The organism is Myxococcus sp. CA023 (assembly GCF_010998615.1).
Lineage (GTDB): Bacteria > Myxococcota > Myxococcia > Myxococcales > Myxococcaceae > Myxococcus.
The window spans coordinates 62,042-85,692 of record NZ_JAAEAH010000037.1 but is presented as its reverse complement, the minus strand read 5'-3'; the positions used below and the strand labels follow the sequence as shown (position 1 = coordinate 85,692).

The window sequence follows — 23,651 nt, the reverse complement described above, 5'->3', positions numbered from 1 at the left end:
TTTATCATATGCTCTCTAGTTATATGTATACTTTCTAATTAATGCTAACACGACGACGTATCACTAAACGCGTAAGATCGTCGGCAGCGTCAGATGTGTATCAGAGACAGCCATCAACACCGTCAGCTCCGCGCGCTTCGCGGGCCGGGACAGGACGAAGCGCAGCCGGCGCGCAGCCACGTCCACGTCCTCCTTGCGAACGTCCAGCTTCAGCGTGCCGTAGAGCTCCGTGTCGAAAGACAACGGCATCACGCCGGATTCCGCATCCGGGAAGCGCACCGTGAGCGCTCCCTCGTAGTGGAAGCGGCCTTCCGGCTGATTCAGCTCGATACGGCGCGTGAGGCCCGGATTCCCACCGCCCTTCACCTCCACGTCCTGGCCGTCGCTGCGCTTCAGCTTCACCTCGAAGCCTGCGATAGGCGCCTCGATGTGGACCAGCAGCGCCGGGAGCTTCTCCCCCAGCACGGCGCGCCCCTCCAGGGAGACTCGTACGGCGTCCGCGAGCACCGGCATCGGCGAAGACAGGACAAAGGTGAGGAGCAGCAGGCGGGCGTTCATGGCGCGGTGTAGGCCTCTGGTGTCACGGGCCGCGACCAACCGCGGCACGTGTGGATGGACTGCTCCGCGAGGGTAGGACGAGGTGGCGTGCAGGGAAACGCTCCCCGTGGGGGACGTTGGAGGTGAAACGGTATTCAATCGCCCCCCGTCCCAGGGGAGCCCGGACAGGGGAACGAGGCCATGCTGGTCGCAGGCCGTCCCACACCTGAACGGGTAGGCCTCGTACCGGGGCCGATCCGTCACCCGTCGCCGGGGCTCAGGGCACGCCGACGATGGTGATGCCCCTGGACTCGGCGCCCGCGAAGAGGGCCGGGGCGTCCAGTATCACCGTGCGCCCCACCTCGAGCGCCAGCACGCGCGCGCCGACCTCCTGCATGACTTCCAGCGTGTGAGGCCCCACGGCCGGCAGGTCGAAGCGGAGGTCCTGCTGCGGCTTGCAGCGCTTCACCACCACGGCGCCTGAATTGCCACCCAGCCTGCCGCCCCGGAGAATGGCCTCGTCCGTGCCCTCGACCGCCTCCAGTGCCAGGACGTGGCCGTTGTGCACCACCACCGTCTGCCCCACGTCCGCCTGGCCCAGGAGTATGGCGACCTCGCGGCCCAGGGCCACGTCCTTCTCCTGCGCCGGGTGCAGCCGAGGCCCTGCGAGGTGGCCCTCCGGGCACAACACCTCCCCCAGGAAGTCCGTGGGGGCGATGATGGTGACGCCGCGCGACTCGAAGTCCGAGGCCACCGCGCGCAGCAGCGCATCATCCCGGAAGCTTCGCAGCCGGGAGATGATGCGCACCGCGCCCAGGTCCGGCCGGGCTTCCGCCAGCGCCCGCACGCGGCCGATACCGCCCGCCATGGCCGCCTGCTTCACGCCCGCTTCCCGGAGGGCCTTCTGGATGCGGTCCACCTGACCGACGCGCACCCACGTCAGCCGGTCCACCTCCGACGCCAACGCCGGGTCCGTCTCTCCATGGTGCGCCACGGCCACGACTTCCAGGCCCTTCTTCCGCGCCGCACGCGCGAAGAGAAAAGGCAGCCGGCCGTTGCCCGCGATGAGGCCAATCCGATCCACCGCCGATTCTCCTCCGTCGCTCACGGCGTCAGCGCGTGAGGCCACGCTTGCTCTGCTGGATGAACTGGATGAGGTGGTCCACCTCGGAGTGGCCCGCCAGCTCCGCGCGCAGCCTCACCATGGCCTCCTGGAGCGTCAGCTTCGAGCGGAACAGGATGCGGTGCGCTTCCTTCACCCGCTCGATTTGCTCCTTGGAGAAGCCGCTGCGCTCCAGGCCCACCGTATTGAGGCCCACCAGCTCCGCCCGGTCTCCCTGGGCGGTGGCGTACGGCGGGATGTCCATGGTCACCATGGCGCCGCCGGAGATGAAGGCGTGCTTGCCCAGGCGGGTGAACTGATGCACCGCCGCAAGGCCGCTGATGATGACGTGGTCCTCCATCGTCACGTGGCCCGCGAGCGCAGAGCCATTGCCGATGCGACAGCCATTGCCCACCACGCAGTCATGCGCGACGTGACAGTTGGCCATGAAGAGGTTGCCACTGCCAACGCGGGTAGCGCCGCCACCACCGGCGGTACCCTTGTGCAGCGACACGAACTCGCGAATCTGGTTGTCGTCGCCGAGCACCAGCTCCGTGTCCTCGCCCGCGTACTTGAGGTCTTGCGGGTCGGCGCCAACGGAGGCGAACTGGAAGATGCGATTGCGCTCGCCCAGCGTCGTGCGGCCTTCGATGACGACGTGCGGCCCCACGCGGGAGCCTGCACCGATCGTCACCTGGGGACCGATGATGGAATAGGGGCCGACCTCGACGGTTTCGTGAAGGCGGGCGTCGGGATGAACCACCGCGGTGGGATGAACCTGAGCCATGAAGTCTCCTCGTGCTCGCGGGGCGCGAATCAGGATGCCGCGCTCTCAGCCGCGTTGGCGTCCTTGTCCACGACGGTTGCCAGGAACTCGCCTTCGGCGACACGCGCGCCGTCGACTGTTGCCAGGCCCTTCGTCTTCCAGACAGCGCCCTTGTGACGCACCACCTCGATCTCCAACTGGAGGCGATCCCCCGGCAACACCGGTTTGCGGAAGCGCGCGCCGTCCACGCCCATCAGGTACGTGAGCTTGCGCGACGGGTCCATGTTCTCGCTCTTGTAGGCGAGGATGGCCGTCGCCTGCGCCAGCGCCTCCAGGATGAGCACACCCGGCATCACCGGGTGACCGGGGAAGTGCCCGTTGAAGAAAGGCTCGTTGATGGTGACGTTCTTGTAGGCCGTCAGCTTCTGGCCCGGGACGATCTCCACCACCCGGTCCACCAGCAGGAACGGGTACCGATGCGGCAGCAGATTGAGAATCTCTCCGATGTCCATCACGGCCCCTTTTCCTTCTCCAGCGTCTCCACCCGGCGCCGCAGGGCGCGCACTTCCTTGAGAAGGTCCGCCATCTGGCCCGCCGCGGCGCTGGCCCGCAGCCACTCTCGGTGGGGAACGGCGGGGCTACCGCTCACCACCTGGCCGTCTGGCACGTCGTGCGCGACGCCGGACTGCGCGCCCACCTTGGCCAGGTCACCGACGCGGATGTGCCCCACCACGCCGACCTGCCCCGCGAGCACCACGCCCGTCCCAATCTCCGCCGAGCCGGACACACCGGCCTGAGCGCAGATGAGGGACAGCGGGCCCACTCGCACGTTGTGGGCAATCTGCACCAGGTTGTCGAGCTTCGCGCCGCGCCCCACCACTGTCTCGCCCACCGTCGCGCGGTCGATGCAGGTGCACGCCCCTACCTCGACGTCGTCCTCGATGCGGACGATGCCGACCTGGGGAATCTTGAAGTGCTCCGGCCCCGCCTCGCCTTCCGGGTTGAAGGCGAAGCCGAAGCCGTCCGCGCCCACCACGCTGGAGGCGTGGAGGATGACGCGCGCGCCCACGATGCAGCGCTCGCGCACCGTGACGTTGGGGTACAGGACGCAGTCCTCCCCCACCTCGGCCTGTTCGCCCACGTAGGCGCCCGGGTACAGCACCGTGCGCGCGCCCACCCGTCCACCCCGGTCCACCGACGCGCCGGGCAGCAGCACGGCCTCCGGATGGACGGTGGCCTCGGGATGGACCCAGGCGCCGGGCCTCACGCCCGCGGCGGGACGCTCTGGCGCGTGGAACAGGCGCAGCAGCTTCGCGTACGCCAGATGTGGGTTGGCCACCCGGACCAGCGCCACGCCCTCGCGGGGGGGCACGTCGGCGCCCACCAGTACCGCCGAGGCACGAGTGGCCTCGAACTGGCGCCGGTAGCGCGGGTTTCCGTAGAAAGACACGTCTCCCGGGCCGGCTTCTTCAAGCCCGTTGAGTCCGTGAATGAGCTGTGAGGGATCACCGAGGAGCTCTCCACCCACGTGGGCGGCAAGCTCCCCGAGCTGGCGGGGCATGGGAGCGGTCTGCACGAGTTGGGAGTGACGGCTACTTCTTCGTCGGGGCGTCCTTCGCCGCCGTCTTCTTCGAGCTGTTGTACGCCCGGATGACTTCGTTGGAGATGTCGTGCTGCGAGCGGGCGTAGACGATGCCGGAGTCGCGGCGCTCGAGGACGAAGCCCAGGTCATCGCGCTCGGCGATGGTGTTGATGATGGAGTCGATCTTGTCGATGATCGGCTTCATCTCCTGCTGCTCCTTGTTGGCGGCCTCGGCGCGGCTCTTCTCCCACTTCTGGGCGAGCAGCATCACCTTGCGCTGGAGCTCGGCTTCCTTCTGGGCCTTGATCTCCGCGCTCATGGCGCTGGCCTGCTTGTCGAGCGTCTCCTTCTCGGCGCGGAGCGCGTTCTGCTCCTTGTCGATTTCCTTCTGACGGTCGTCGAGCCACTTCTGGAGACGGGACTTGGCGGCCTTTCCGTCATCCACCTCCAGCATGACTTTCTGGAGGTCCACGTAGGCGACCTTCAGCTCGGCGGCCGAGGCGGCCACCGGGAGGGCGAGCGACAGAGCGGCGGCCGTGGCCGCGATGGTGGTGCGAAGCGACATGTTCAGCAACTCCTCAAGAAGGGTACAAGCTCCGACGTACGCCTATCGGGCATCTTCAATTCCCTCCGCCCGTGGGGGCGGACGCCGGACGACGGGCCAAGGGCTTATCAGAAGAAGTTGCCGATAGTGAACTCGAACAGAATGTTCTCGTCCTCCGGCCGCTTGGTGAGCGGGATGCCCCACTCGAAGCGCAGGGGGCCAATGGGCGAGAACCAGCGGAATCCGAAGCCGGCGGCATGGAAGAGACCGAGCGGCAGCCGGTCCTGCCGGTCCTCGAAGAAGCGCTCATTCGCCGCGAAGGCGTTACCCGCGTCGTAGAAGACGACGCCGCGCAGGCCAGCCTTCTCGAAGATGGGGAACTCCAGCTCGAAGTTGAAGATGAGCTGCTTGTTACCGCCCACCCGGAAATCGGTGACGGTCGCGTCCGGACTGCCGGAGCGGGGAACCTTCACGGACGGGCTGATGCTGCGCAAGAAGTACCCGCGGACGCTGTTGATGCCGCCCACGTAGTAGAGCTCGGAGATGGGCAGCGGCTTGTTCTGGTCCAGTTGCTGGATGTAGCCAATGGTGGCGTTCGTCTTGAAGACGAAGCCCAGCGGCATGGGGAAGTACAACCGCGAGTAGGCCGTGTACCGGTTGTAGAGGAACGTACCGCCCAGGAAGTCCGGGGCGAGCTCCACTGAGCCGTAGTGGATGAAGCCGCGCGACGGGAACAGGCGGTTGTCGCGCCGATCGAACGACAGCGACAGGCGGGCCGCGCTGGTCGTTCCGGACAGGAACTGGTTGGCCAGCAGCACCGCGCCCACGTTCTGCCCGGCCTCCACGTTGACCCACTCACGCGAGTAACCAATGGTGCCCAGCAGGTCGTCGATGAACTGGTAGCCGATGGACACCGTGCCACCGGTCGAATTGCGGATGAAGCCTTCGTAGTCCGCCTGGATGCGGAAGAACTCCGCCGACAGCAGGTAGCGCGTGTCCAGGAAGTACGGGTCGTAGAAGGACAGCTGCACCAGGGAGCGCAGACCAGAGATCTGCGCGGACGCGGAGACGCTCTGGCCCCAGCCCAGGAAGTTGTTCTGGGCGATCTGCGCCGTGAAGATGAAGTTCTCCACGTTGGAGAAGCCCAGGCCGACCTGGAACGTACCGGTGGCCTTCTCCTTCACCTCCACCTGGAGGACGATGGTGTCGTCCGCCGAGCCGGGGCGCTGAGTGATTTCCACCGTCTCGAAGAAGCCCAGCGCGGTGACGCGCTCGCGGCTGCGGCGCACGCCGGTGCCACTGTAGAGCTCGCCTTCGTAGACGCGCATCTCGCGGCGGATGACCTTGTCACGCGTCTTGCTGTTGCCCACCACGTCGATGCGCTCGATGGTGACCTGGGGCCCCTTCTGCACGTCGAAGGTCAGGTCCACCGTGCGGTTGTCCGCGTTGACGCTGGTGATGGGGTTGATGTTCGCGTAGGCGTAGCCGCGGTCGTAGTAGACGTCCGAGACGGAGAGGATGTCCTGCGACAGCTGCGAGCGGTTGAAGCGCTCGCCGGTGGCGGACTTCATCTTCGACGCCATCTGCTCCTTGGTGACGTCGTCGAGCAGGTCACCGGAGAAGTCGATCTTCCCGATGTCGTACGGCTCGCCCTCCGTCACGCGGAGGGTGATGAAGATGAAGCGCTTGTCCGCGGAGAGCTGGACGGTGGGCTTGTCCACCCGGACGTTGATGAAGCCCTTGTCGTAGTAGGCAATCTGGATGACAGCCAGGTCGCGCTGGAAGGCCTCCTCGCGGTAGGTGCCCTCACCGGTGAAGAAGGAGAGGAACCCGCCCTCGCGGGTGATCATCGTCTCCTTCAGCTCCGCGGCGGACAGCTTCTCCGCCCCGAGGATGGTGATCTGCTTCACCATCACCTTGGCGCGCTCGTTGATGTTGAACACCACATCCACGTTGGCGCCGCCCTCGACGGGCTTGAGCTGGTGGCTGACCTCGGCGAGGAAGTAGCCCTTCTCCACGTACTTCGCCTGGATCTTCTGCACGCTGGAGCGCACCAGCTCCATGTCCAGGATGGTGGAGGGCTTGACGTCAATCTCCTCCTTCAGGTCGTCCTTGTTCAGCTCCTCGTTGCCTACGAGCTGGACGAGCCGGACGGTGGGGCGCTCCTCCACGCGCACCACGTAGGCCACGCCGCGGGCCAGCCGCTGGACGAGCAGCTCCACGTCCTGGAAGTAGCCCAGCGCCCACACCGCCCGGAGGTCCTGGGCGGTGCGCGTGGGGCTCAGTTCGTCGCCCACACGGGTGCGGAGGGCGCGGCGGATGGCTTCGGCCTCGACGCGCCGGTTGCCTTCGACGCGGACCTCCACCACCCGGCGGGCGTCCTCCGGAGACACCGGGGCATCGTCGGGGAGCGCGGGCTCGGAGGCCGCGTCGGCAGGAGCAGCGGGAGCGGACACCTCGGGCACGGCTGAAGACGCGGCGGCGCCCTCATCCTCTTGCGCCAGCACGGAGCCGGGCACGAGGGACCACATGGCGACCGCCAGCAGCGGGAGCAGTGACTTGCGCGACAGAACGGGGTGCCTCAAGGGGAGACCGGCCAGGAAAAGGCGGGGCAATCTACGGGAAGGCCCCCAAGGGCCTCAATGCAAAATTGCCAGGACATCACGCCTCCGACACCTCGCCCCCGGCCAACCTGAGGCGGCGGGGCATGGAGCGGGCGAGCGTCTCGTTGTGGGTGACGACCACGGCGGTGATTCCCTGTTCGCGGTTCACTTCCCGCAGGAGTTGGTGGATGCCCTCGCCCGTCGCCGGGTCCAGGTTGCCGGTGGGCTCGTCCGCCAGCAACACCGCGGGCTTGAGCACCAGGGCGCGCGCCAGGGCCACGCGCTGGGCCTCACCGCCCGACAGTTCCCCTGGACGGTGGTCCACGCGGTGTCCCAGTCCCACCCGCTCCAGCAGTTCACGGGCATAGGCGTAGGCGCCGGTGCGGTCCTGTCGCCGGATGAGGGCGGGCATGGCTACGTTCTCCAGGGCGGTGAACTCCGGCAAGAGGAAGTGGCTCTGGAAGACGAAGCCGATGGTCTGGTTCCGGAACTCGGCGATCTCCGCGTCGTTCATGGAGAACACCGAGCGGTCCTCGAACATCACCTCGCCGGCGGCCGGGGCATCCAGCGTGCCCAGGACGTGCAGGAAGGTGCTCTTCCCCGCCCCGGACGCGCCCACCAGCGAGACGAGCTCTCCCCGCTGGATGTCCAGCGACACGCCTCGAAGGATGTCGATGCGCTTGCCGTGCAGGAAGTAGCTCTTGAAGACGTTGCGGATGGACAAGAGCGCCATGGCTACTCCGCCTTGAGGCCTTCCACCGGCTCCACACTGCTGGCCTTGAGGGCCGGGTAGATGGAGGCGAGGTAGGTGACGAGCACCGCGATGACGACGGCCAGCACGGTCTGCACCGGCTCGACGCGCACCGGCACCGCCGGGATGTAATAGACGTCCGGATCCAGCTTGATGCCGACCTTCTCAATGAAGGCGCACCAGGACAGGCCGGATATCAGTCCGAGGAAGCCGCCCGCGACGCCAATCTGCAGCCCTTCCGCGAGGAATATCTTCACGATGCCGCCATCGGGGACGCCCAGTGCCTTGAGGACGGAAATCTCCTTCCGCTTCTCCAGCACCAGCATGATGACGGTGGCGACGATGAGACCCGCGGCCACGATGATGATGATGGAGAGGATGATGCCCATCACCAGCTTCTCCAGGCGCAGCGCGGAGAAGAGGTTCTTGTTCATCTCTCCCCAGTCGCGTGCCCGGTAGGGATAGCCGCCCAGCACCTTCACCACCTGCGCGGCGATGCGCCGCGCATCATCGATGTCCGCCACCTTCAGTTCGATGCCCGTGGCCCCCTTCACGCCGAAGAAGTCCTGGGCCTCATTGAGCAGGATGTAGACGAACTTGGAGTCGTACTCGTACATGCCCGAGTAGAAGATGGCCGCCACGCGGAAGGCGCGGCTCTTCGGAATCGGGCCGGAGGGGCTCAGCTCGGTGCCCAGCGGGGAGACGACGTTCACCCGGTCTCCCACCACCACGCGCAGCGACGCCGCCAGCTCACGGCCAATGACGATGCCTGGCAGCACCGGCGCCTTCTTGGGCGCCCCGGAGCGGCGGATGATGTCGTCCTCCTCCACCCCGCTGTCCTCCGCGGGCTCCTCGTCCGGCAGGCCGCGGTGGACGATCTTCTCCGGCGTGTAGAGGATGTCGAGCGAGCCGCCGCCGAGGATGTTCTGGGGCAGGTCCGTCACCTCGCCCACCGTGCCCGGGTCGATGCCCTTGATGATGACGCCGTCCACGTTGCCCTCGGACGCAATCATCACCTGGTTGATGATGAAGGGCGTCTGTCCCACGACGCCGGGCACCTTGCGGACGGACTCCATGACCTTGGCGTACTCAGGCAGGTCGCCCGCGTACTTCGACACCACCGCGTGCGCGTTGGTGCCCAGGATCTTCTGCTGCAGGTCGGCCTCGAAGCCGCTCATCACCGACAGCACGATGATGAGCGCCATCACGCCCACGCCCACGCCGCCCACGGACAGGGCGGTCATCATCATGGTGGGCGACTGCTCCCGCAGCTTGAGGCGGTTGAGGTCGGAGGCGGCCGCCAACGGATCCTTCAGACCCAGCGCGCGGATGCGGGTGCGCTCCACGGCCGCTTCCGCCGAGCGGATGATGAAGTAGATGAGCAGCGGGGGGATGATGCCGAGCATCAGCACCGCCAGCGTCCCCAGCAGCAGCGACGGCCTGAACACCGCCACGTGCCGGCGCGCGACGAAGAGCTCGAACCCCAGCTTCAGGTCCACCCGGCCGCTGCCGGCGGCGATGAAGCCGGTGTTGATGCCCAGCACCAGCGCCAGCACCAGGAAGGTGAAGACGAGCCAGTACCCCAGCTCCGGGCGGCCAATCAGCCCCGCGACATACGTCACCTCGCGCAGCCGGTAGCCCAGCGAGAGCTGCAGCCCGGGCAGCCGCTCCATCAACGTGAGGACGATGGGGATGGGCAGGCCCAGGTACAACACGCCGATGGTGGCCTCGGGCAGCGACAGCCGCTGCGCCCGCGACGCGCCGATGAAGCCGGAGATGAAGGCCACCATGCCACCCGCGAGCAGCGCGATGGCGAAGGCCCCGGTGGGTGGCAGCGACAAACCGCCGCTGGCGCCCTTCCCCGCCGAGCCCAGCTCCGTAGCGGACACGCCGCTGGACAGCACCGTCTGCAGGAGGACGAGGACCACCTCCGCCAGCAGCATGCCGCCGCCGTAGGCGCCCAGGGTGCTCCAGTAGAAGTCCCGGTAGCGCGCCAGGCGCGGGTACAGCGTGGCGCCCGCGGCCGGGCTGGGCCCATCGGTGGGCTCCGGCGCGCGGCGGATGCCGGCGGCGATGAGCGCCCACCCCGCGAGCCAGACGACGGAGCCCGCGACGAGGAGGCCCGTGTTGGGCACCGGCGCGACGGGCTGCTCGGACACGAGCAGCAGCGCGTTGAGGGCCTGGACCAGCCCGCCCCACCCCAGCAGGGACAGCCCCAGGGAGGAGCTGGTCTCCAGCCAGGCTTGAGCGGACGTGAGCGCCACCCCGAGCAGGCTGAAGCCCACCAGGGCGACCAGCGCCCCAATCCAGATGAAGGTCCAGCGATGGACGGTCTGCCGTTCGGCGGAGTGCACGCGGCCTCCTGGCTACTTCGCCAGTGGCTTGAGGAGGGGAAACAGGATGACGTCCCGGATGCTCTGAGAATCCGTGAACAGCATGGCGAGCCGATCAATCCCGATGCCTTCACCGGCGGTGGGCGGCATGCCGTGCTCGAGGGCCCGGATGTAGTCCTCGTCGTAGTCCATGGTCTCCTGCTGGCCCCGCTGCTTCGCGTCCAGCTGAGCCTGGAAGCGGCCCTTCTGGTCCAGCGGGTCGTTCAGCTCGGAGAAGGCGTTCGCGATTTCGCGGCCCGCCACGTACAGCTCGAAGCGGTCCGTCACGTCCGGGTTCTGGTCATTGCGCCGGGCCAGCGGCGAGACGGCGGTGGGGAAATGGGTGATGAAGGTGGGATGGATGAGCGTGTGCTCGACGTGGTGCTCGAAGAGCGCGCCCACCAGCTCACCATGATTCATGGTGTCGATGGCCCGCCGCTCGGCCTCCGAGTGACTCGTCTTGAGCAGCTCGTGGCGCAGCCGGTCCGCGTCCGCCATGTCCTTGTCGGACAGGCCGCTCACCACCTCGCGGATGGCCTCCGTCATGGAGATGCGCTTCCAGCCCTTGCCAAAGTCGAGCACGTGGTCGCCGTACTTCACCTTCGTGTCGCCGGTGACAGCCTTGGCCGCCTCCGAAATCATCTCCTCAGAGAGGTCCATCAGGTCCTCGTACGTGGCGTACGCCTGATAGAACTCCAGCATCGTGAACTCCGGGTTGTGCCGGGTGCTGATGCCTTCGTTGCGGAAGTTGCGGTTGATTTCGTAGACGCGCTCCAGACCACCCACCACCAGGCGCTTGAGATACAGCTCCGGGGCGATGCGCATGTACAGGTCGATGTCGAGCGCGTTGTGGTGCGTGGAGAAGGGCCGCGCCGCCGCGCCGGACACGAGCGGGTGCATCATCGGCGTTTCGACCTCGACGAAATCACGCGTGTCGAGGAAGTCTCGGATGAAGCGGATGAGCCTGTTGCGCCGGAGGAAGGTCTGCTTCACGTCCGGGTTGGACACGAGGTCCAGGTACCGCTGACGGTAGCGGATCTCCACGTCCGTCAGGCCGTGCCACTTCTCCGGCAGGGGCCGCAGGGACTTGGTGAGCGGAGTGAACTTCGTGGCGGACAGCGTGAGCTCGCCCGTCTTCGAACGGAACACCGGACCGGTGGCGGCCAGGAAGTCGCCCAGGTCACAGAGCTTGAAGGTCTCATAGGAGTCCCCCAAGGCGTCCTTCTTCATGTGGACCTGGATTTCGCCCGAGCGGTCGCGCAGCTTGATGAAGGCGGCCTTGCCGAAGGAACGCATGGCCACGACGCGGCCGGCGACGTCATAAGGCGGAGGCGCGGCCTGCTCGATTTCCTCGGCGGACTGAGCGGCGTGCTTCTCGTGGATTTCGGCGGCCTGGTGCTGGGGACGGTAGCCGTTGCCGTACGGATTGAAGCCGGCCTCGCGCCACTTCGCGGCCTTCTCAAGCCGCTGGTCGTAGATTTCCTGTTCCTTCGTCCCGAGGTCGCCCTCGCCCGCACTCTTCTCGCTCTTGTTTTCGGTCTCGGCCATGACGCGCTTTCCCAAAGGCGCGGCACCGTAGCCAAGCCTCCCCCGGGAAGCAACGCAACACAGCGGATGGCCGCTCAGGGAGCGACCATCATCAGGAAGGCGGCCACGGCGGCCGCCAGCAGCAGCGGGATGAGGACCTCCACCGGGAGCCGGTGGTTCATGTGCAGGGTGTGCAGGCCCCGCAGACCGAAGCGGCGCTTGCGGCGCACACGGTTCATCACCAGGGAGGCGAGCGCGGGTGGGGCCTTCTCACGCTCCACGCGCTGGAGCCGCTGCACCGTGCTGGAATAGCGCTGCCAGCCCTGGCGGCAGTCGTCGCAGCCGTCCAGGTGGGTGCGAACCTCCTGCGCCTTGGGGGCGGGAAGCTCGTCGTCGGCGAGCGCGAGGAACAGGGCCCTCGCCTCGCGATGGTTCATCCGCGGTTCCACGTCCCGCAGTCTGCGATGAATGCCGTTCATGGCTCAAGCCGCCCCAGGAGGTCCGCCAGCTTTTCCCGGGCCCGGTGGAGCCGGCTCTTCACCGTGCCCTCCGGTAACTCGGTGATGTCGATGATTTCGTCGTAGCTGAGGCCTTCGATGTCGCGCAGCGCCACCAGCATGCGCGCGTCCGGCTCCAGTTGGGAGATGGCCCACTGCACCCGGGCGCGCTCACGCGCGGATTCCAGGGCCGCATCCGGGCCGGGCGCGGTGCCCCCACCTTCGGAGAGCAGGGCCGCGGCCTCGTCGAACACTTCGGAGCGGCCCCGGCCCCGGCGCTTCAGGTACTTGAGCCGGTTGATGCAGTGGTTGCGGGTGATGCGGAACAGCCAGGTGGACAGCTTCGAGTCCTCGCGGAAGCGGCGGACGTTCTGGTGCACGCTGACGAAGATTTCCTGCACCAGGTCGTGAGCTTCCTCACGGTCTCCCACCATGCGGACGCAGAAATCGTAGAGCCGGTCCTGGTGGGTGCGCACCAGCAGCTCGAAGGCGTCCGGCTCCCCCCGGCGCAGCCGGGCCAGCAGCGCCGCGTCCTGACGGCGCGACTCGGGCGCATCCGCAGCGGCCTCTTCCTGTCCGATTTCGAGCACGCCGCCCGATGCCACGCGTGTCCTCCCGCGACAGCCCCTCCGCAGGAGGTGCCACCGTCCCTCAGCCTACCCTGTCCCCTACCCCGCGGCCCTCCGACAGCAGGGCCGCGGAAAAGGTTCCGGGCGAAGGCGAGGAAACGGTGAGGCGCGGCGCCTAGTCCGCGCCCGCGCTGCGGTTGGGGTTCTTCACGCCCAGCAGCTGGGCGGTGACGAACTCCTCCACGTCCCCATCCAGCACGGCGTCCACGTTGCCCGTCTCGATGCCGGTGCGCAGGTCCTTGACCATGCGGTACGGCGCCATGACGTAGGAGCGGATCTGCGAGCCGAAGGAGATGTCCTTCTTCTGCGCCTCGGCGGCGTCGCGCGCGGCCTCGCGCTTCTTCATCTCCAGCTCGTACAGGCGGCCCCGCAGAATCTTGAAGGCCATGTCCTTGTTGGCCGACTGCGAGCGCTCCGTCTGGCAGGTGATGATGATGCCGGTGGGCAGGTGGCGCAGCTGCGCGGTGGACGACGTCTTGTTCACCTTCTGGCCGCCCGCGCCGCCGCCGCGGATGAACTTCAAATCGATGTCCTTCTCCGGGATGTCGATCTGGATGGTGTCATCCACCTCCGGATAGACGTCCACGGACGCGAAGGCCGTCTGCCGGCGCGCGTTGGCGTCAAAGGGCGAAATCCGCACCAGCCGGTGCACGCCCACTTCCGCCTTCAGGTAGCCGTAGGCGAAGTCACCTTCGATGCGCAGGGAGACGTTCTTGAAGCCCGCCTCTTCCCCCGGCACCTCGTCGTTTATTTCGACCTTCCAGCCCTTGTTCTCGCAGTAGCGGGTGTACATGCGCAGGAGCATGGCCGCCCAGTCCATGGAGTCCGTGCCACCGGCGCCGGCGTTGATGTCCATGAAGCAGCTGCTGCGGTCCTGCTCGCCGGACAGCATGCGCGCCAGCTCCAGCTTGGCGACGTCGCCCTCCAGCCCCGTGATGGAGCCTTCCGCCTCTTGGGTGGTGGCCTCGTCGTTGGCCTCGGCGGCCAGCTCGAAGAGCACCTGCGCGTCATCCAGGCCGCGCATCACCTTGTCGTAGGCGCCGACGCTGGCCTCCAGCGTGGACTTCTCTTTCAGGAGCGCCTGCGCCTTGGTGTTGTCGTCCCAGAAGGTGGGCAGCGTGGAGTCGCGTTCAATCAGCGCGATGCGGGACCGCTTGCGGTCGAGGTCAAAGATGCCCCCGGAGCGCCAACACGCGCTCCCTGAGGCCGTTGATCTTCTCCATCGAATCGTTCGCCATGGCTTCTTTCCGTGTCCTTTAGGGAGTCTTCAGCGATGCGACGGCATCCCGCCGTCCGGCTGACGCGCGGTCCGCCCCGGGGAGGCACGCCAGCACCCGGTCCAGACCGAATGCGCCCGCCATGCCCAGGGAGATGGGCAGGATGAGCGCGATGAGCCGCCAGTTGTCCTGGTCGAAGGGCGGCAACACCTTGAGCACCACGCCCAGCACCCCCAGGGCGGCCAGCAGCGTCCACACCTTGGACAGGCGCGTGCGGGCCTTCTGGCTGCCCCACGTCAGCGCCACGCCGAAGGGCAGCGCCAGCAGCGTCAGCGGGTTGGCCAGGAAGAGGTTCTCGTTGCGGTACGTCACCGTGTGGTCCGTCACCAACCCCATGATGAACAGCGCGGTGCCCGGCAACCCGAGCGCCAGCCCCACCACGGCGTTCTCCAGCCCGAGCAGCAGGCGGGCCACGCGGCTGCCCCGCTGGCGCTCCCACACCGCCAGCCCGACCGCCAGGCCACCCAGGGCCAGGCCCAGCGCGAGAATCCACGGGCCCCACGGGGGAGGCTCCGCCGGCGGACGCTGACGTTGGGAGGATTCGTAGTAGTTCCAGCTCTTCGCCGCGAGCGACGCCAGCTGCCCGTCCGCACCCTTCACCTGGAGCGCCGCGACCTGAGCCTCCAGTTCATCGGGAAGGAAGGCCTCCTCCCACTTCGTGATGGGACGGTCGATCTCGTCGTTCATCATGAAGTCGAGCAGCACGCTCATGGGCGCGTTCACCGCGGTGTAGCGACGGGTGTGCTCGCGCAGCGTCATCCGCCCTGGTGCCCGGTCCGCCTCGCGGAGCTGGCCGCCCGTAGCCACGTCAATCATGTCCCGCAGCCGCGTGACGCAGTTGTCGTTGTAGTGGTGGTACAGGTACTCGCGGTTCTCCGGGAGCACATTGTCCGCCAGCCGCTTCGCCACGACGACGCGCTGCTCGGGCGTGAGGTTGAGTTCCTGCACGCGGACGTCGCGGTCCTCGGCCTGGTAGTAGCGGAAGGTGCCACCCACCGACGACTGGCCCACCCAGAACTCCAGCCGGCCCATGGCGAAGCGCGCGAGCATGGCCTCGTCGAAGGAGAACATGCCGTAGTTGTAGAGGCGCGACGTCTGCCGCCGCCGGTCCTCCACCACCAGCGAGCCATGGCCCCACCAGGACGGCACGTCATCCCCGGGACTGAACGTCACCAGGAGGATGGCCAGGTCCTCGCCCTGGCTTTCTCCCGTGCCCCACGGCGGCATGGAGGCCGCGCGCGCGGGCGCCGCCAGGAGCAGCAGGCCGAACAGGCAGGAGGCGATGAGTGATGGGCGGAGCATGGCTTGGTCCAACACGCGGGAGGCCGCCTACCTATCACGCACGCCGCCCGGCTCAACGGGATGGATACTGGATTGTCCAGCGAGGAGCCGGCGGAGGGCCTACATGAGGCTGCGAGCGCGGCGGGCCTTGGCATCCACCTGGAGCGAGTCCGCCACCATGCCCCGCTCGCCCAGGAGCTGTTCCTCCAGGGCCGCCATGCGCTTGGCGTCCCGGGGGCGCTCATGGTCGTGCCCCAGCAGGTGGAGCAGGCCATGCGCCAGGTAGCGCGCCATCTCCGCCTCCAGCGTGCGGCCGTACTCCTTGGCCTGCCGCTTCGCCGTGTCCAGGGAGATGACCACGTCACCCAGCGGGCGCGGTCCAGGCGTGCCCTTGGGCAGGTCGCCCGCGGGGAAGCTCAGCACGTCCGTCGCCTTGTCCTTCTGGCGCCAGGTGCGGTTGAGCCGGCGGATGGCCCGGTCGTCCACCAGGGACAGGGACAGCTCCACGCCGGACAGCTCGAGCTGCACCAGGTACGCCCTGGCCCAGGTGGTCAGCAGGCGCGCGAAGTCCCGGCCCTGGCCATGCGCCACCTGGATGGTGACGTGGTTCTCCTGCACGCGGGGCTTGGGCGTCTCCATGTGCGCCAGCTCCGGGCGGAACGCGGGCGCGCACACCGACCAGTAGTCACACGCACCCTGGCCGTCGTTGCGGTACACCACGCGCTTGCCGCGCGGCACCAGTCCGACCTCGCCCGCGGAGATGCGCTCGCGGCGCCCCTCCACCACGATGGTCAGCTCGCCCGTGAGGACGATGACGACCTCGTCGAATTCGGGGCGCTGCGCGGGCTCGGACCACCCGGGGGGCGCCAGCATCCGCGCGACGGACGCGGAGTCCGTGCTGGTGGTGGCCGCGCCCACGAACTCCTCGATGCGCTTGCCGTCGTCACGGGGAATCAGCTTCCCCTTGCGCAATCTCACGCCATTGCCCCTTCGTGCTCCGCTCATGCGCCCCCCGCGGTCCGCGCCTTGTCCTTGCCTTCCGCGGGCCGAGGCACCGCGCCCGCCACCACCAACGGCGGCGCCTTGCCCCCACCCACGGCACCCGCCGGGTAGGCCGGACGCGTGTGGTAGATACCCTCGAGCGTGTGCAGGAAGGACTGCGAGATGAGGTTGAGGTCCTTCAGCGTCAGGTCACACTCGTCGAGCTGACCCTCGGAGAAGATGAGGTTGATGATCTTCTGCACCTGCGCGAGGAGCTTGGGCGTGGTGGGGTCCGTCATGGAGCGCGTGGATGCCTCCACCGCGTCGGCGATCATCACCAGCGCCGCCTCGCGGAACTGCGGCTTCGGCCCCGGGTAGCGGTAGATGCTCTCGTCGATGGGCGGAGCACCTTCCTTGCCCTCCTGCTCCTTCAAGGCCTTGTGGTAGAAGTACCCCACCGTGCGCGTGCCATGGTGCTGCGGAATCGCATCCGCCACCAGCTTGGGCAGCCGGTACTGACGGGCCATCTCCAGGCCCTCCGTCACGTGGCGCTTGATGATGACCGCGCTCATCGCCGGCGCGAGCGCGTCATGGCGGTTCTCACCCTTCTGGTTCTCCCCGAAGTAGAGCGGATTCCGGCCCTTGCCGATGTCGTGGTAGTACGCACACGAGCGCGCCAGCAGCGGGTTGGCCCCAATCGTCTCCGCCGCGTTCTCCACCAGCGAGCCGATGATGATGGAGTGGTGGTACGTGCCGGGCGCCTGGACGATGAGCTCCTTGAGCGCCGGGTGGTTCAGGTTGGCCAGCTCCAGCAGCTTGATGTCCGACGCGTAGCCGAAGGTGGCCTCGATGAGCGGCGTGAGCGCCATCACCATCACCGGCACCGCCAGCGAGGAGCCCGCGAAGGCGCTCACCGCGGTGATGAGGGTGTCGGCCGACAGGCCCTTGCCTTCCACGAGGAAGAGGAAGAGCACCGCCACCAGGTTCACCGCGCCCGTCACCAGACCCGCGCGGAAGATGCCCACCCGGTCCTTCGCCTTCACGATGCGGTCGGCCGCCACCAGCGAACCCACCAGCGTGAAGATGCCGAAGGCCAGCGAGTTGCCCAGCATCACTCCGGTGAGGCAGGCGAAGACGAGCGCGAAGAAGAGCGCCAGCTCCTGCGTGAGGATGAAGCGCACCAGCATGGCGCCGGCCGCCACCGGGAAGGCGTAATAGAAGGCCTCGATGGGCAGCGCGGTGTAGCGGTCCTGCACCGCGTCCGCGATGGATACCCAGATTTGCAGCAGGCCCAATAGGCCCAGCAGCAGCAGTCCCAGCAGTACGCCGTCCTTGCGCGTGGGACGGAAGCGCCGGAATGCGGCGCGGCAGAAGAAGTACGTCGAGACGATGAGAAGGCCCACCAGGCCCGTGCCGCCCACCTGGAGCTGGACCAGGTCCAGCCGGTCCGTCTCCGCGCGCATGCCGCGCAGGATGACCAGGTGCGACTCATTGACCAGCTCACCGTCGCCAATGACGCGCTGGCCCTTCTTGATGGAGATGACGGCGTCCTTCACCGCCTGGGCCGCCTGGTTCCGGCGCGCGTCCGACTCCGCGATGTTGATGGTGAGGTTCGGCCGAACCAGCCGCTGGGCCAGCCGGAGGATGGCGCGGCGCTGAACGCCCGGCGCGTCCGGCATCAGGTTACCGGGCACCGAGGCGAAGCGCTCCATCTCCTGGTGCGCCTCGGGGACGTCCACCACCTGGGTGGAGCCCCCCGACAGGGACTCCTCGGCCTTGTTCACCACGTCGCGGACCGTGAGGCCCTGATGCGCCTCCCGCGCCAGCTCCTCCCGGGAGCCCGCCACATGGACCGCGCCGCGCTCGGAGCGATACGCCCGCTCCAGCACCAGCAGCGTGGCCGTCTCCGCCTCCTGGGAGAAGCGGGTGGCATAGAGCGCCTGGAAATCCTCGGCCTCCAGCACGGCGTCGCGCTTGCCGAAGAAGCGCTCCTGGAGCTCCGCCCGCATCTTCTCGCGGGTGCTGCGCTCCAGCTCCAGCATCTCCGGGGACGCGGCGGGCTTGCGGCGGCGGGGCGTCTCGCGCTCCTCGGGTTCCGAATCGGACTGCGCCTCCGTGAGCTCGTCCAGATGCAGCCGCATGGACGAGAAGGCGGAGCTCACCGTCGACCGCAGCTGCCCCAGGACGGCGGGGTTCAGGTCGTACACCGGTTTGACGGCCGCGCGCGCTTCCTGGCGCCGCTGCTGCGTCATGGAGCGGTGGACGACCTCGTAGTCCCGCGCGGCCTTGAAGCCGGCGGGCGAGCTGGCTCGGAACGGCTTGCCGAGGTTCTCCTCGGCCAGCGCCGGAATCTGCTGGCTGTAGAGACCCGGTGAGATGACGAAGCCCGCGCCAATGGAGACGGCGAGCAGGAGAAGGACCTGGATGGCGCGCCGCCCCCAGACGCCGTTGTCCAGTCCGAGGCGTTCGGCGAGCGCGTCCAGTGGACTGCGCCCGGGGGGCTGCGTTTCCGGTTCGGCCATGGGGGTCCTCACCCTAGATAAGGCGTCGCGGATCCTTCAAGGACGCAGCGCCTGGGAATATTCGCAAGGGTGGGATGGAGTACGCCCGCCCGGCAGGGTATGCGCGGGTGGGCGCAAGTAGGTCTTGGCACCGTTACTCGACGGCAACGGGCTCGGCGGCGGTGGCCGGCGTCGCGGTGGGCGCCTGGGCGGCAGCGGCCGCTGCTTCCCGAGCCGCCTGGGCTTCGCGCTGGGCGACGTCCGCCCGGTCGTAGGCGCGGATGACTTCCTGGACCAGGGGGTGGCGAACGACGTCCACCTCCGAGAACTCCGCGAAGTGGATGCCGTCGATGTTCTTCAGCACCGCGCGCGCGTGGTTCAACCCAGACATCTTCCCCGTGGGCAGGTCCACCTGCGTCACGTCACCGGTGATGACGGCCTTGCTGTTGTAGCCCAGGCGCGTGAGGAACATCTTCATCTGTTCCACTGTGGTGTTCTGGGCTTCGTCCAGGATGACGAACGCGTCGTTGAGCGTGCGGCCACGCATGAAGGCCAGCGGGGCCACTTCCACCACGCCCTGCTCCAGCAGGTGCGCGGCGCGCTCGGCCGCCATCATGTCGTTCAGCGCGTCGTAGAGCGGCCGCAGGTAGGGATTCACCTTCTCCTGCAGGTCTCCTGGCAGGAAGCCCAGCTTCTCACCCGCCTCCACCGCGGGGCGCGCCAGGATGATGCGCTTGACCTTGCGCTCCTGGAGGAAGGCGACCGCCATGGCCATGGCGAGGTACGTCTTGCCCGTGCCCGCGGGGCCGATGCCGAAGACGATGTCGTGGGAGCGGATGGCGTCCACGTAGCGCTTCTGGTTGATGCTCTTGGGGGAGATCTGCCGGTTGCCGGAGCTCTTGAGCACCGGGCCCAGCATGACCTCCTGCAAGGACTCCGCGCCGCGGCCGAGCACCTTGATCCCCTGCTCCACGTCCTCCCGGTAGACGGGACGGCCGGCGCGGATCATCTCCTCCAGGTTCTCCAGGAGGCGGACGGAGAAGGCGACGGCGTCGGACGGGCCGGAGAGATGAAACTCGGTGCCGCGTTGTCCCACCCGGACCCCGAGGCGCCGCTCCATCAGCTTGAGGTTTTCGTTCTGGTTGCCGCAGAGGGCCAGGGCGGTCGCGTTGTCACGAACGTCCACCTTGGCGGAGGCGGTAAGCACTTCGGGCGCTTCCAACGTGGCGGGATTTCGCAATGCGGGTTCTTCCTCGGTCTATGTCGCTACGGCTGACACCAACGTAACGCCGCCCCCAGGGCCGCGAAAGACGACTTTGTGTCAGGACTAGCGCAAGGGTGGCAGGAGAATGAACTGCCGAGCGGCCAACCGCCGGTAATAGTACTCTTCCCGCCACGGATATTTCAGTTCGCCCGGTTTCAACAGTCCAGCCTGCACCAAAGAATCCAGACGCTCGGGCAGCTCACCGCGTTCCAGGCGAAACACCTCGAGCGCGGCCTCGATGCGGACGCGCTGGGCCTGGGAAACATGACGTTGGGCCGCTGAGTCCGCAAATACCGCGGCAACGCCCGCTTCGTGGTCCGGGCGCACGGCCCGGGGAACCACCAGCACCACCGCCGCCAGCACCCCCACGGTGGCGACGAAGCGCCCCAGCGGCCCCGCCACGCGAGCAAGCAGGCGCTGGTCCCCAGGAACGGGGGCCGGGGCTCCCTCCGGCAGTATCGGCCGGATGTACTCGCCCTTCACCAGGTTGTAGAGCGCCTTGCAGGTCTCGAACTCGCCCAGACAGGAGATGTCCACCAGCTTGCGCAAATCCCTCCCGGGCGAGAGTTCATCGTAGATGCGCCGCTCCGAAGGACCGATGGCGCCCAGCTCCCCACCCTCTTCTCCGCGCGGCTGAGGCAGGGCCTTGATGCGCTCGAAGACCAGGTCGTCGCGGTGGATTTTCTGCCGGATGACAGGCCACTCATCCACCATTCGGAAGCCCTCCATGAGCACCGTCTCGGCGCGCAACGGATGAATGGCTTCCGCGTCCGGCTCCACCGGCTCCTGGATGAATTCGTAGGTGCCCGACTTCCAGGTGAAGAGACGGTAGAGGGTCTCCGTGGCCTGAAGCTGCATCATCGCCTGGAAGCGCTCGGCGGTGAGGGACTGGCTGGAGACGAGCACGTCCCCCAACCGCTTGAGCGTGCGGCGCTGCGTCTCCAGGGCCGCCTCGAGCTGCGTCTCGGTGATGAGCTCCGAGCGCACCAGCATGGCGCCGATGAGCTCCTTGCGCTTCCGGGTGACGCTCTCCGCCTTGATGATGTGGCCATCGTTGAAGCCGATGCGCACTTCCTGGTCCTTGGCGCGGACGTGGAGCGTGCCCGTCTTCTGCTGCTGCCCGATGAGCTGCAGGATGTCGCCAATACCAAAGTCCTTCAGGGTGCCTTGCAGGGACATCGCCGTTCACTCCCCCCGCCGCAGACGGCGCAGACCGCGCAACGACAGCAGGTGGACCCCCAGCAGCAGCAACGCCGCGGGCGCGAGCTTGAGGTAGAGGGGGGCTTCACCGTAGGGCCCTCGCACCAGGCCCTGGTGCAGGAGCACCGCGGCCAGCGCGAAGAGGAAACCGAACGCATACAGCGCGCCGCGGACCGGCACGCCCGAGGCCACGTGCCCCGCGCCGGATAGCACCGCGCCCAGGGCGTACGCCACGCGGCCCGTCCAGGCCTGATGCCGGTCCACCTGGAGCTGCTTGCGGGCCCTCAGCTGCTGCGGCACCAGCCCCCGGCGGGAGAAGACGTTGACGCACTGGCCACACTGCTTGCTGCCGACGCCCAGCTCCGGGTCGCAGCGCACGCACACCGCGCGGCCACAGCGCTCACACACCTTGGCCGCCTTCAAACGGTCTCCCGAGAAACCCCACAGGGCCAGCAGCACCGCCAGCGCCGCGGCCCCCGCGGAGGCCATGGGCCCGGGTGGAAGCCCCGGGAGCAGCCAGCGCGACACCTGCGTCTCCACCTGGCGCCCCGCCCCCGTGCCATCCGCGAGTGGAAGCCAGTCGGACTCCCCCAGCTGCGGGGCCAGCAGCAGCAGGTTGAGGAGCAGCCGGTCCTCCGGCGGCGGGTCCCGGACCAGCAGCGTTCCATCCAGCGCCTGCGCCGAGGCCATGGCCGTGGCGGCGCGATCCAGCTCCTTGCCGACCTCCGAGTCCGGCAGCGTCTTCGCCCTGCGGCGGACCACCTGCGCCAGGTTGTAGTGCGGAGCCGCCAGGTCCGGCGCCGACTGCGAGGCTTGCACGTAGAGCAGCGCCGCCCCCTCCGTGTCTCCCAGCGCGACCAGGGTGTTGCCGAAGCGCGTGAGCAGGCGCGCATCCGAGCTCTTCAGCGCCGAAGCGGCCTTGAAGTGCGTCCTCGCCTCTTCCAGCAAGCCGCGCCGGGATTCGAAGTACGCCAGCGACAGCACCTCCGCGAACGTCGCCGAGCGGGACTCCATCCGCGCCAGCACGCGCGCCCGCGCCTCCTCGGCGGACAGGCCGCCCCGCTCCAGGAGGTACACGTCCTCGGCCGGCGTGCCCGCGAACGCCGTGACACGCGCGAGTTGCCCCGCCGCCAGCGGCAAGAGCCCCACGCCCGCCACCAGCACCGCTGCCACGACCCGCTCCGTGCGCGAGAGGTAGAGGGACACGGTGGCCAGCATCACCAGCAGCGCGGGCAGCACGCCCAGCCCCAGCACCCACGGCAGGCTCAAGAGCAGCAGCCCCAGGACCAGGGACTGCCACCGGGAGACGACTCGCGGCAGCAGATGGTGGAAGTCATGCAGCGCGTAACGGAGCTTCCGTAGGAAGAACAAGCCCATCAGCAGCACCGCGGTGGCACCCCAGGCAAGCAGCACCAGTGCGCCCAGGTCCGCCAACGCGGGCCGACGATAGCGGGCATCCTGCGCCAGTGTCGCCAGTGCCTGCCGCACCTGCCCCAACGTGCGGGACACGTCGCCCGGCTTCTCCAAGGCGTAGAGCTCCGCGAGTTCGAAGCGCGCGTAGGGCAGCCCCGGAGACAGCTCGACCGCCACCTCCGCCAGCCGCACCGCGCCGGCCACGTCCCCCGCGCGGCGACGCACGGCCGCTTCGCGGAGGAAGCCCGAGCTCAGGGGCTCCAGGTCCGTGGCGGCCAGCTCGACGCGCAACGTCCGCAGTTCCTTGAGGGCCGCCGCCGCGGCGTCCCGATCATTCGTCGCGCGGGCCTGCCGCCACCGGTTCCAGATGGCCTCCAGGTCCGCATCCATCACCCGCGGCGCCAGCACCGGACTCAACGTCACCGGCCTGGGGGTGATGACCGTGGGTTCATCGACCGGCGGAGGACTGGCCGCCGCGGGAGTCCGGCCATTTGCGGGGGCCGATTCGGCGGCCCTGACATTGCGCGCGGGCGCCCTGGGCGCGTCGTCGGCGTCCTCGGTGGAGGCATCCTCCCCGGCGGAGACGTCTTCTTCCGGCACGTCCTCCGCGTAGGCGGCGTCATCCACCGGATCCATGGACTCATCCCGCAGGTCGGGCTCCATGGGGCCCGGATCCACCTCGGGAAGGCGCGTGGGGGCTTCCAGCTGCGCGGACGCCACGACGGGCACCAGAAGCGTGAAGCCACTGAGAAGGAGGGCAAGAAGCGGCAGGCGGATCATCCAGAGGGTGGATAGTAGGCGACCCAGGGCCAAGCGCGAAAACG

18 protein-coding genes are annotated in these 23,651 nt (G+C 68.1%); all 18 read right to left on the bottom strand.

Annotated elements, in window-relative coordinates; all coding sequences use genetic code 11:
* Positions 1–814 precede the first annotated feature (814 nt).
* Positions 815–1,621, bottom strand: coding sequence for an LpxI family protein (locus tag F8M74_RS17930; RefSeq protein WP_141253149.1), 807 nt, complete (start codon positions 1,619–1,621; stop codon positions 815–817).
* Positions 1,622–1,649: 28 nt separating this feature from the next.
* Positions 1,650–2,426, bottom strand: coding sequence for an acyl-ACP--UDP-N-acetylglucosamine O-acyltransferase (gene lpxA, locus F8M74_RS17925; RefSeq protein ID WP_011554711.1), 777 nt, complete (start codon positions 2,424–2,426; stop codon positions 1,650–1,652).
* A gap of 29 nt (positions 2,427–2,455) precedes the next feature.
* Positions 2,456–2,917 carry a 3-hydroxyacyl-ACP dehydratase FabZ gene (gene fabZ, locus F8M74_RS17920; RefSeq protein WP_140796573.1) on the bottom strand — a complete coding sequence of 154 codons (462 nt, stop codon included), beginning with the start codon at positions 2,915–2,917 and terminating at the stop codon, positions 2,456–2,458.
* Positions 2,917–3,966 (bottom strand): UDP-3-O-(3-hydroxymyristoyl)glucosamine N-acyltransferase, encoded by a 1,050-nt coding sequence (gene lpxD / locus F8M74_RS17915; protein WP_171410141.1) that lies wholly within the window; start codon positions 3,964–3,966, stop codon positions 2,917–2,919. Before lpxD ends, fabZ begins: the two co-directional genes overlap by 1 nt.
* A 31-nt stretch (positions 3,967–3,997) precedes the next feature.
* Positions 3,998–4,552 carry an OmpH family outer membrane protein gene (locus F8M74_RS17910; RefSeq protein WP_090495490.1) on the bottom strand — a complete coding sequence of 185 codons (555 nt, stop codon included), beginning with the start codon at positions 4,550–4,552 and terminating at the stop codon, positions 3,998–4,000.
* A gap of 107 nt (positions 4,553–4,659) precedes the next feature.
* Positions 4,660–7,062 (bottom strand): outer membrane protein assembly factor BamA, encoded by a 2,403-nt coding sequence (gene bamA / locus F8M74_RS17905; RefSeq protein WP_228559702.1) that lies wholly within the window; start codon positions 7,060–7,062, stop codon positions 4,660–4,662.
* A 130-nt stretch (positions 7,063–7,192) separates the two neighbouring features.
* Positions 7,193–7,867, bottom strand: a complete 675-nt coding sequence (locus tag F8M74_RS17900; protein ID WP_140793535.1) for an ABC transporter ATP-binding protein — start codon at positions 7,865–7,867, stop codon at positions 7,193–7,195.
* Between the two features lie 2 nt (positions 7,868–7,869).
* Positions 7,870–10,239, bottom strand: a complete 2,370-nt coding sequence (locus F8M74_RS17895) for an ABC transporter permease (RefSeq protein WP_141253146.1) — start codon at positions 10,237–10,239, stop codon at positions 7,870–7,872.
* A gap of 12 nt (positions 10,240–10,251) precedes the next feature.
* Positions 10,252–11,805 (bottom strand): lysine--tRNA ligase, encoded by a 1,554-nt coding sequence (gene lysS, locus F8M74_RS17890; protein ID WP_140864396.1) that lies wholly within the window; start codon positions 11,803–11,805, stop codon positions 10,252–10,254.
* Between the two features lie 74 nt (positions 11,806–11,879).
* Positions 11,880–12,221: an anti-sigma factor gene (locus F8M74_RS17885; protein ID WP_141253145.1), complete on the bottom strand. Its 342-nt coding sequence runs from the start codon at positions 12,219–12,221 to the stop codon at positions 11,880–11,882.
* A 38-nt stretch (positions 12,222–12,259) separates the two neighbouring features.
* Positions 12,260–12,886 carry an RNA polymerase sigma factor gene (locus tag F8M74_RS17880; protein ID WP_141253144.1) on the bottom strand — a complete coding sequence of 209 codons (627 nt, stop codon included), beginning with the start codon at positions 12,884–12,886 and terminating at the stop codon, positions 12,260–12,262.
* 139 nt (positions 12,887–13,025) lie between these two features.
* Positions 13,026–14,148 (bottom strand): peptide chain release factor 2 gene (gene prfB / locus F8M74_RS17875; RefSeq protein ID WP_228559694.1). Its coding sequence is split into 2 segments (ribosomal slippage): positions 13,026–14,078 and positions 14,080–14,148, totalling 1,122 coding nucleotides; the frame shifts between segments, so codons are not numbered across the junction.
* A gap of 18 nt (positions 14,149–14,166) precedes the next feature.
* The gene (locus F8M74_RS17870) at positions 14,167–15,489 is read right to left on the bottom strand and encodes a DUF4105 domain-containing protein (protein WP_141253142.1); all 1,323 of its coding nucleotides are present in this window, start codon (positions 15,487–15,489) and stop codon (positions 14,167–14,169) included.
* 99 nt (positions 15,490–15,588) lie between these two features.
* Complete coding sequence (gene ybeY, locus F8M74_RS17865; protein WP_171410142.1) at positions 15,589–16,473, bottom strand: rRNA maturation RNase YbeY; 885 nt, start codon at positions 16,471–16,473, stop codon at positions 15,589–15,591.
* Positions 16,470–18,971 carry an HD family phosphohydrolase gene (locus tag F8M74_RS17860; protein WP_171410143.1) on the bottom strand — a complete coding sequence of 834 codons (2,502 nt, stop codon included), beginning with the start codon at positions 18,969–18,971 and terminating at the stop codon, positions 16,470–16,472. The genes ybeY and F8M74_RS17860 overlap by 4 nt, the downstream gene beginning before the upstream one ends.
* A gap of 133 nt (positions 18,972–19,104) precedes the next feature.
* Positions 19,105–20,190, bottom strand: a complete 1,086-nt coding sequence (locus tag F8M74_RS17855; RefSeq protein WP_141253140.1) for a PhoH family protein — start codon at positions 20,188–20,190, stop codon at positions 19,105–19,107.
* A gap of 87 nt (positions 20,191–20,277) precedes the next feature.
* Positions 20,278–21,393 (bottom strand): DUF4388 domain-containing protein, encoded by a 1,116-nt coding sequence (locus F8M74_RS17850; RefSeq protein ID WP_141253139.1) that lies wholly within the window; start codon positions 21,391–21,393, stop codon positions 20,278–20,280.
* Between the two features lie 6 nt (positions 21,394–21,399).
* Positions 21,400–23,607 carry a hypothetical protein gene (locus tag F8M74_RS17845; RefSeq protein ID WP_228559700.1) on the bottom strand — a complete coding sequence of 736 codons (2,208 nt, stop codon included), beginning with the start codon at positions 23,605–23,607 and terminating at the stop codon, positions 21,400–21,402.
* Between the last annotated feature and the right edge of the window lie 44 nt (positions 23,608–23,651).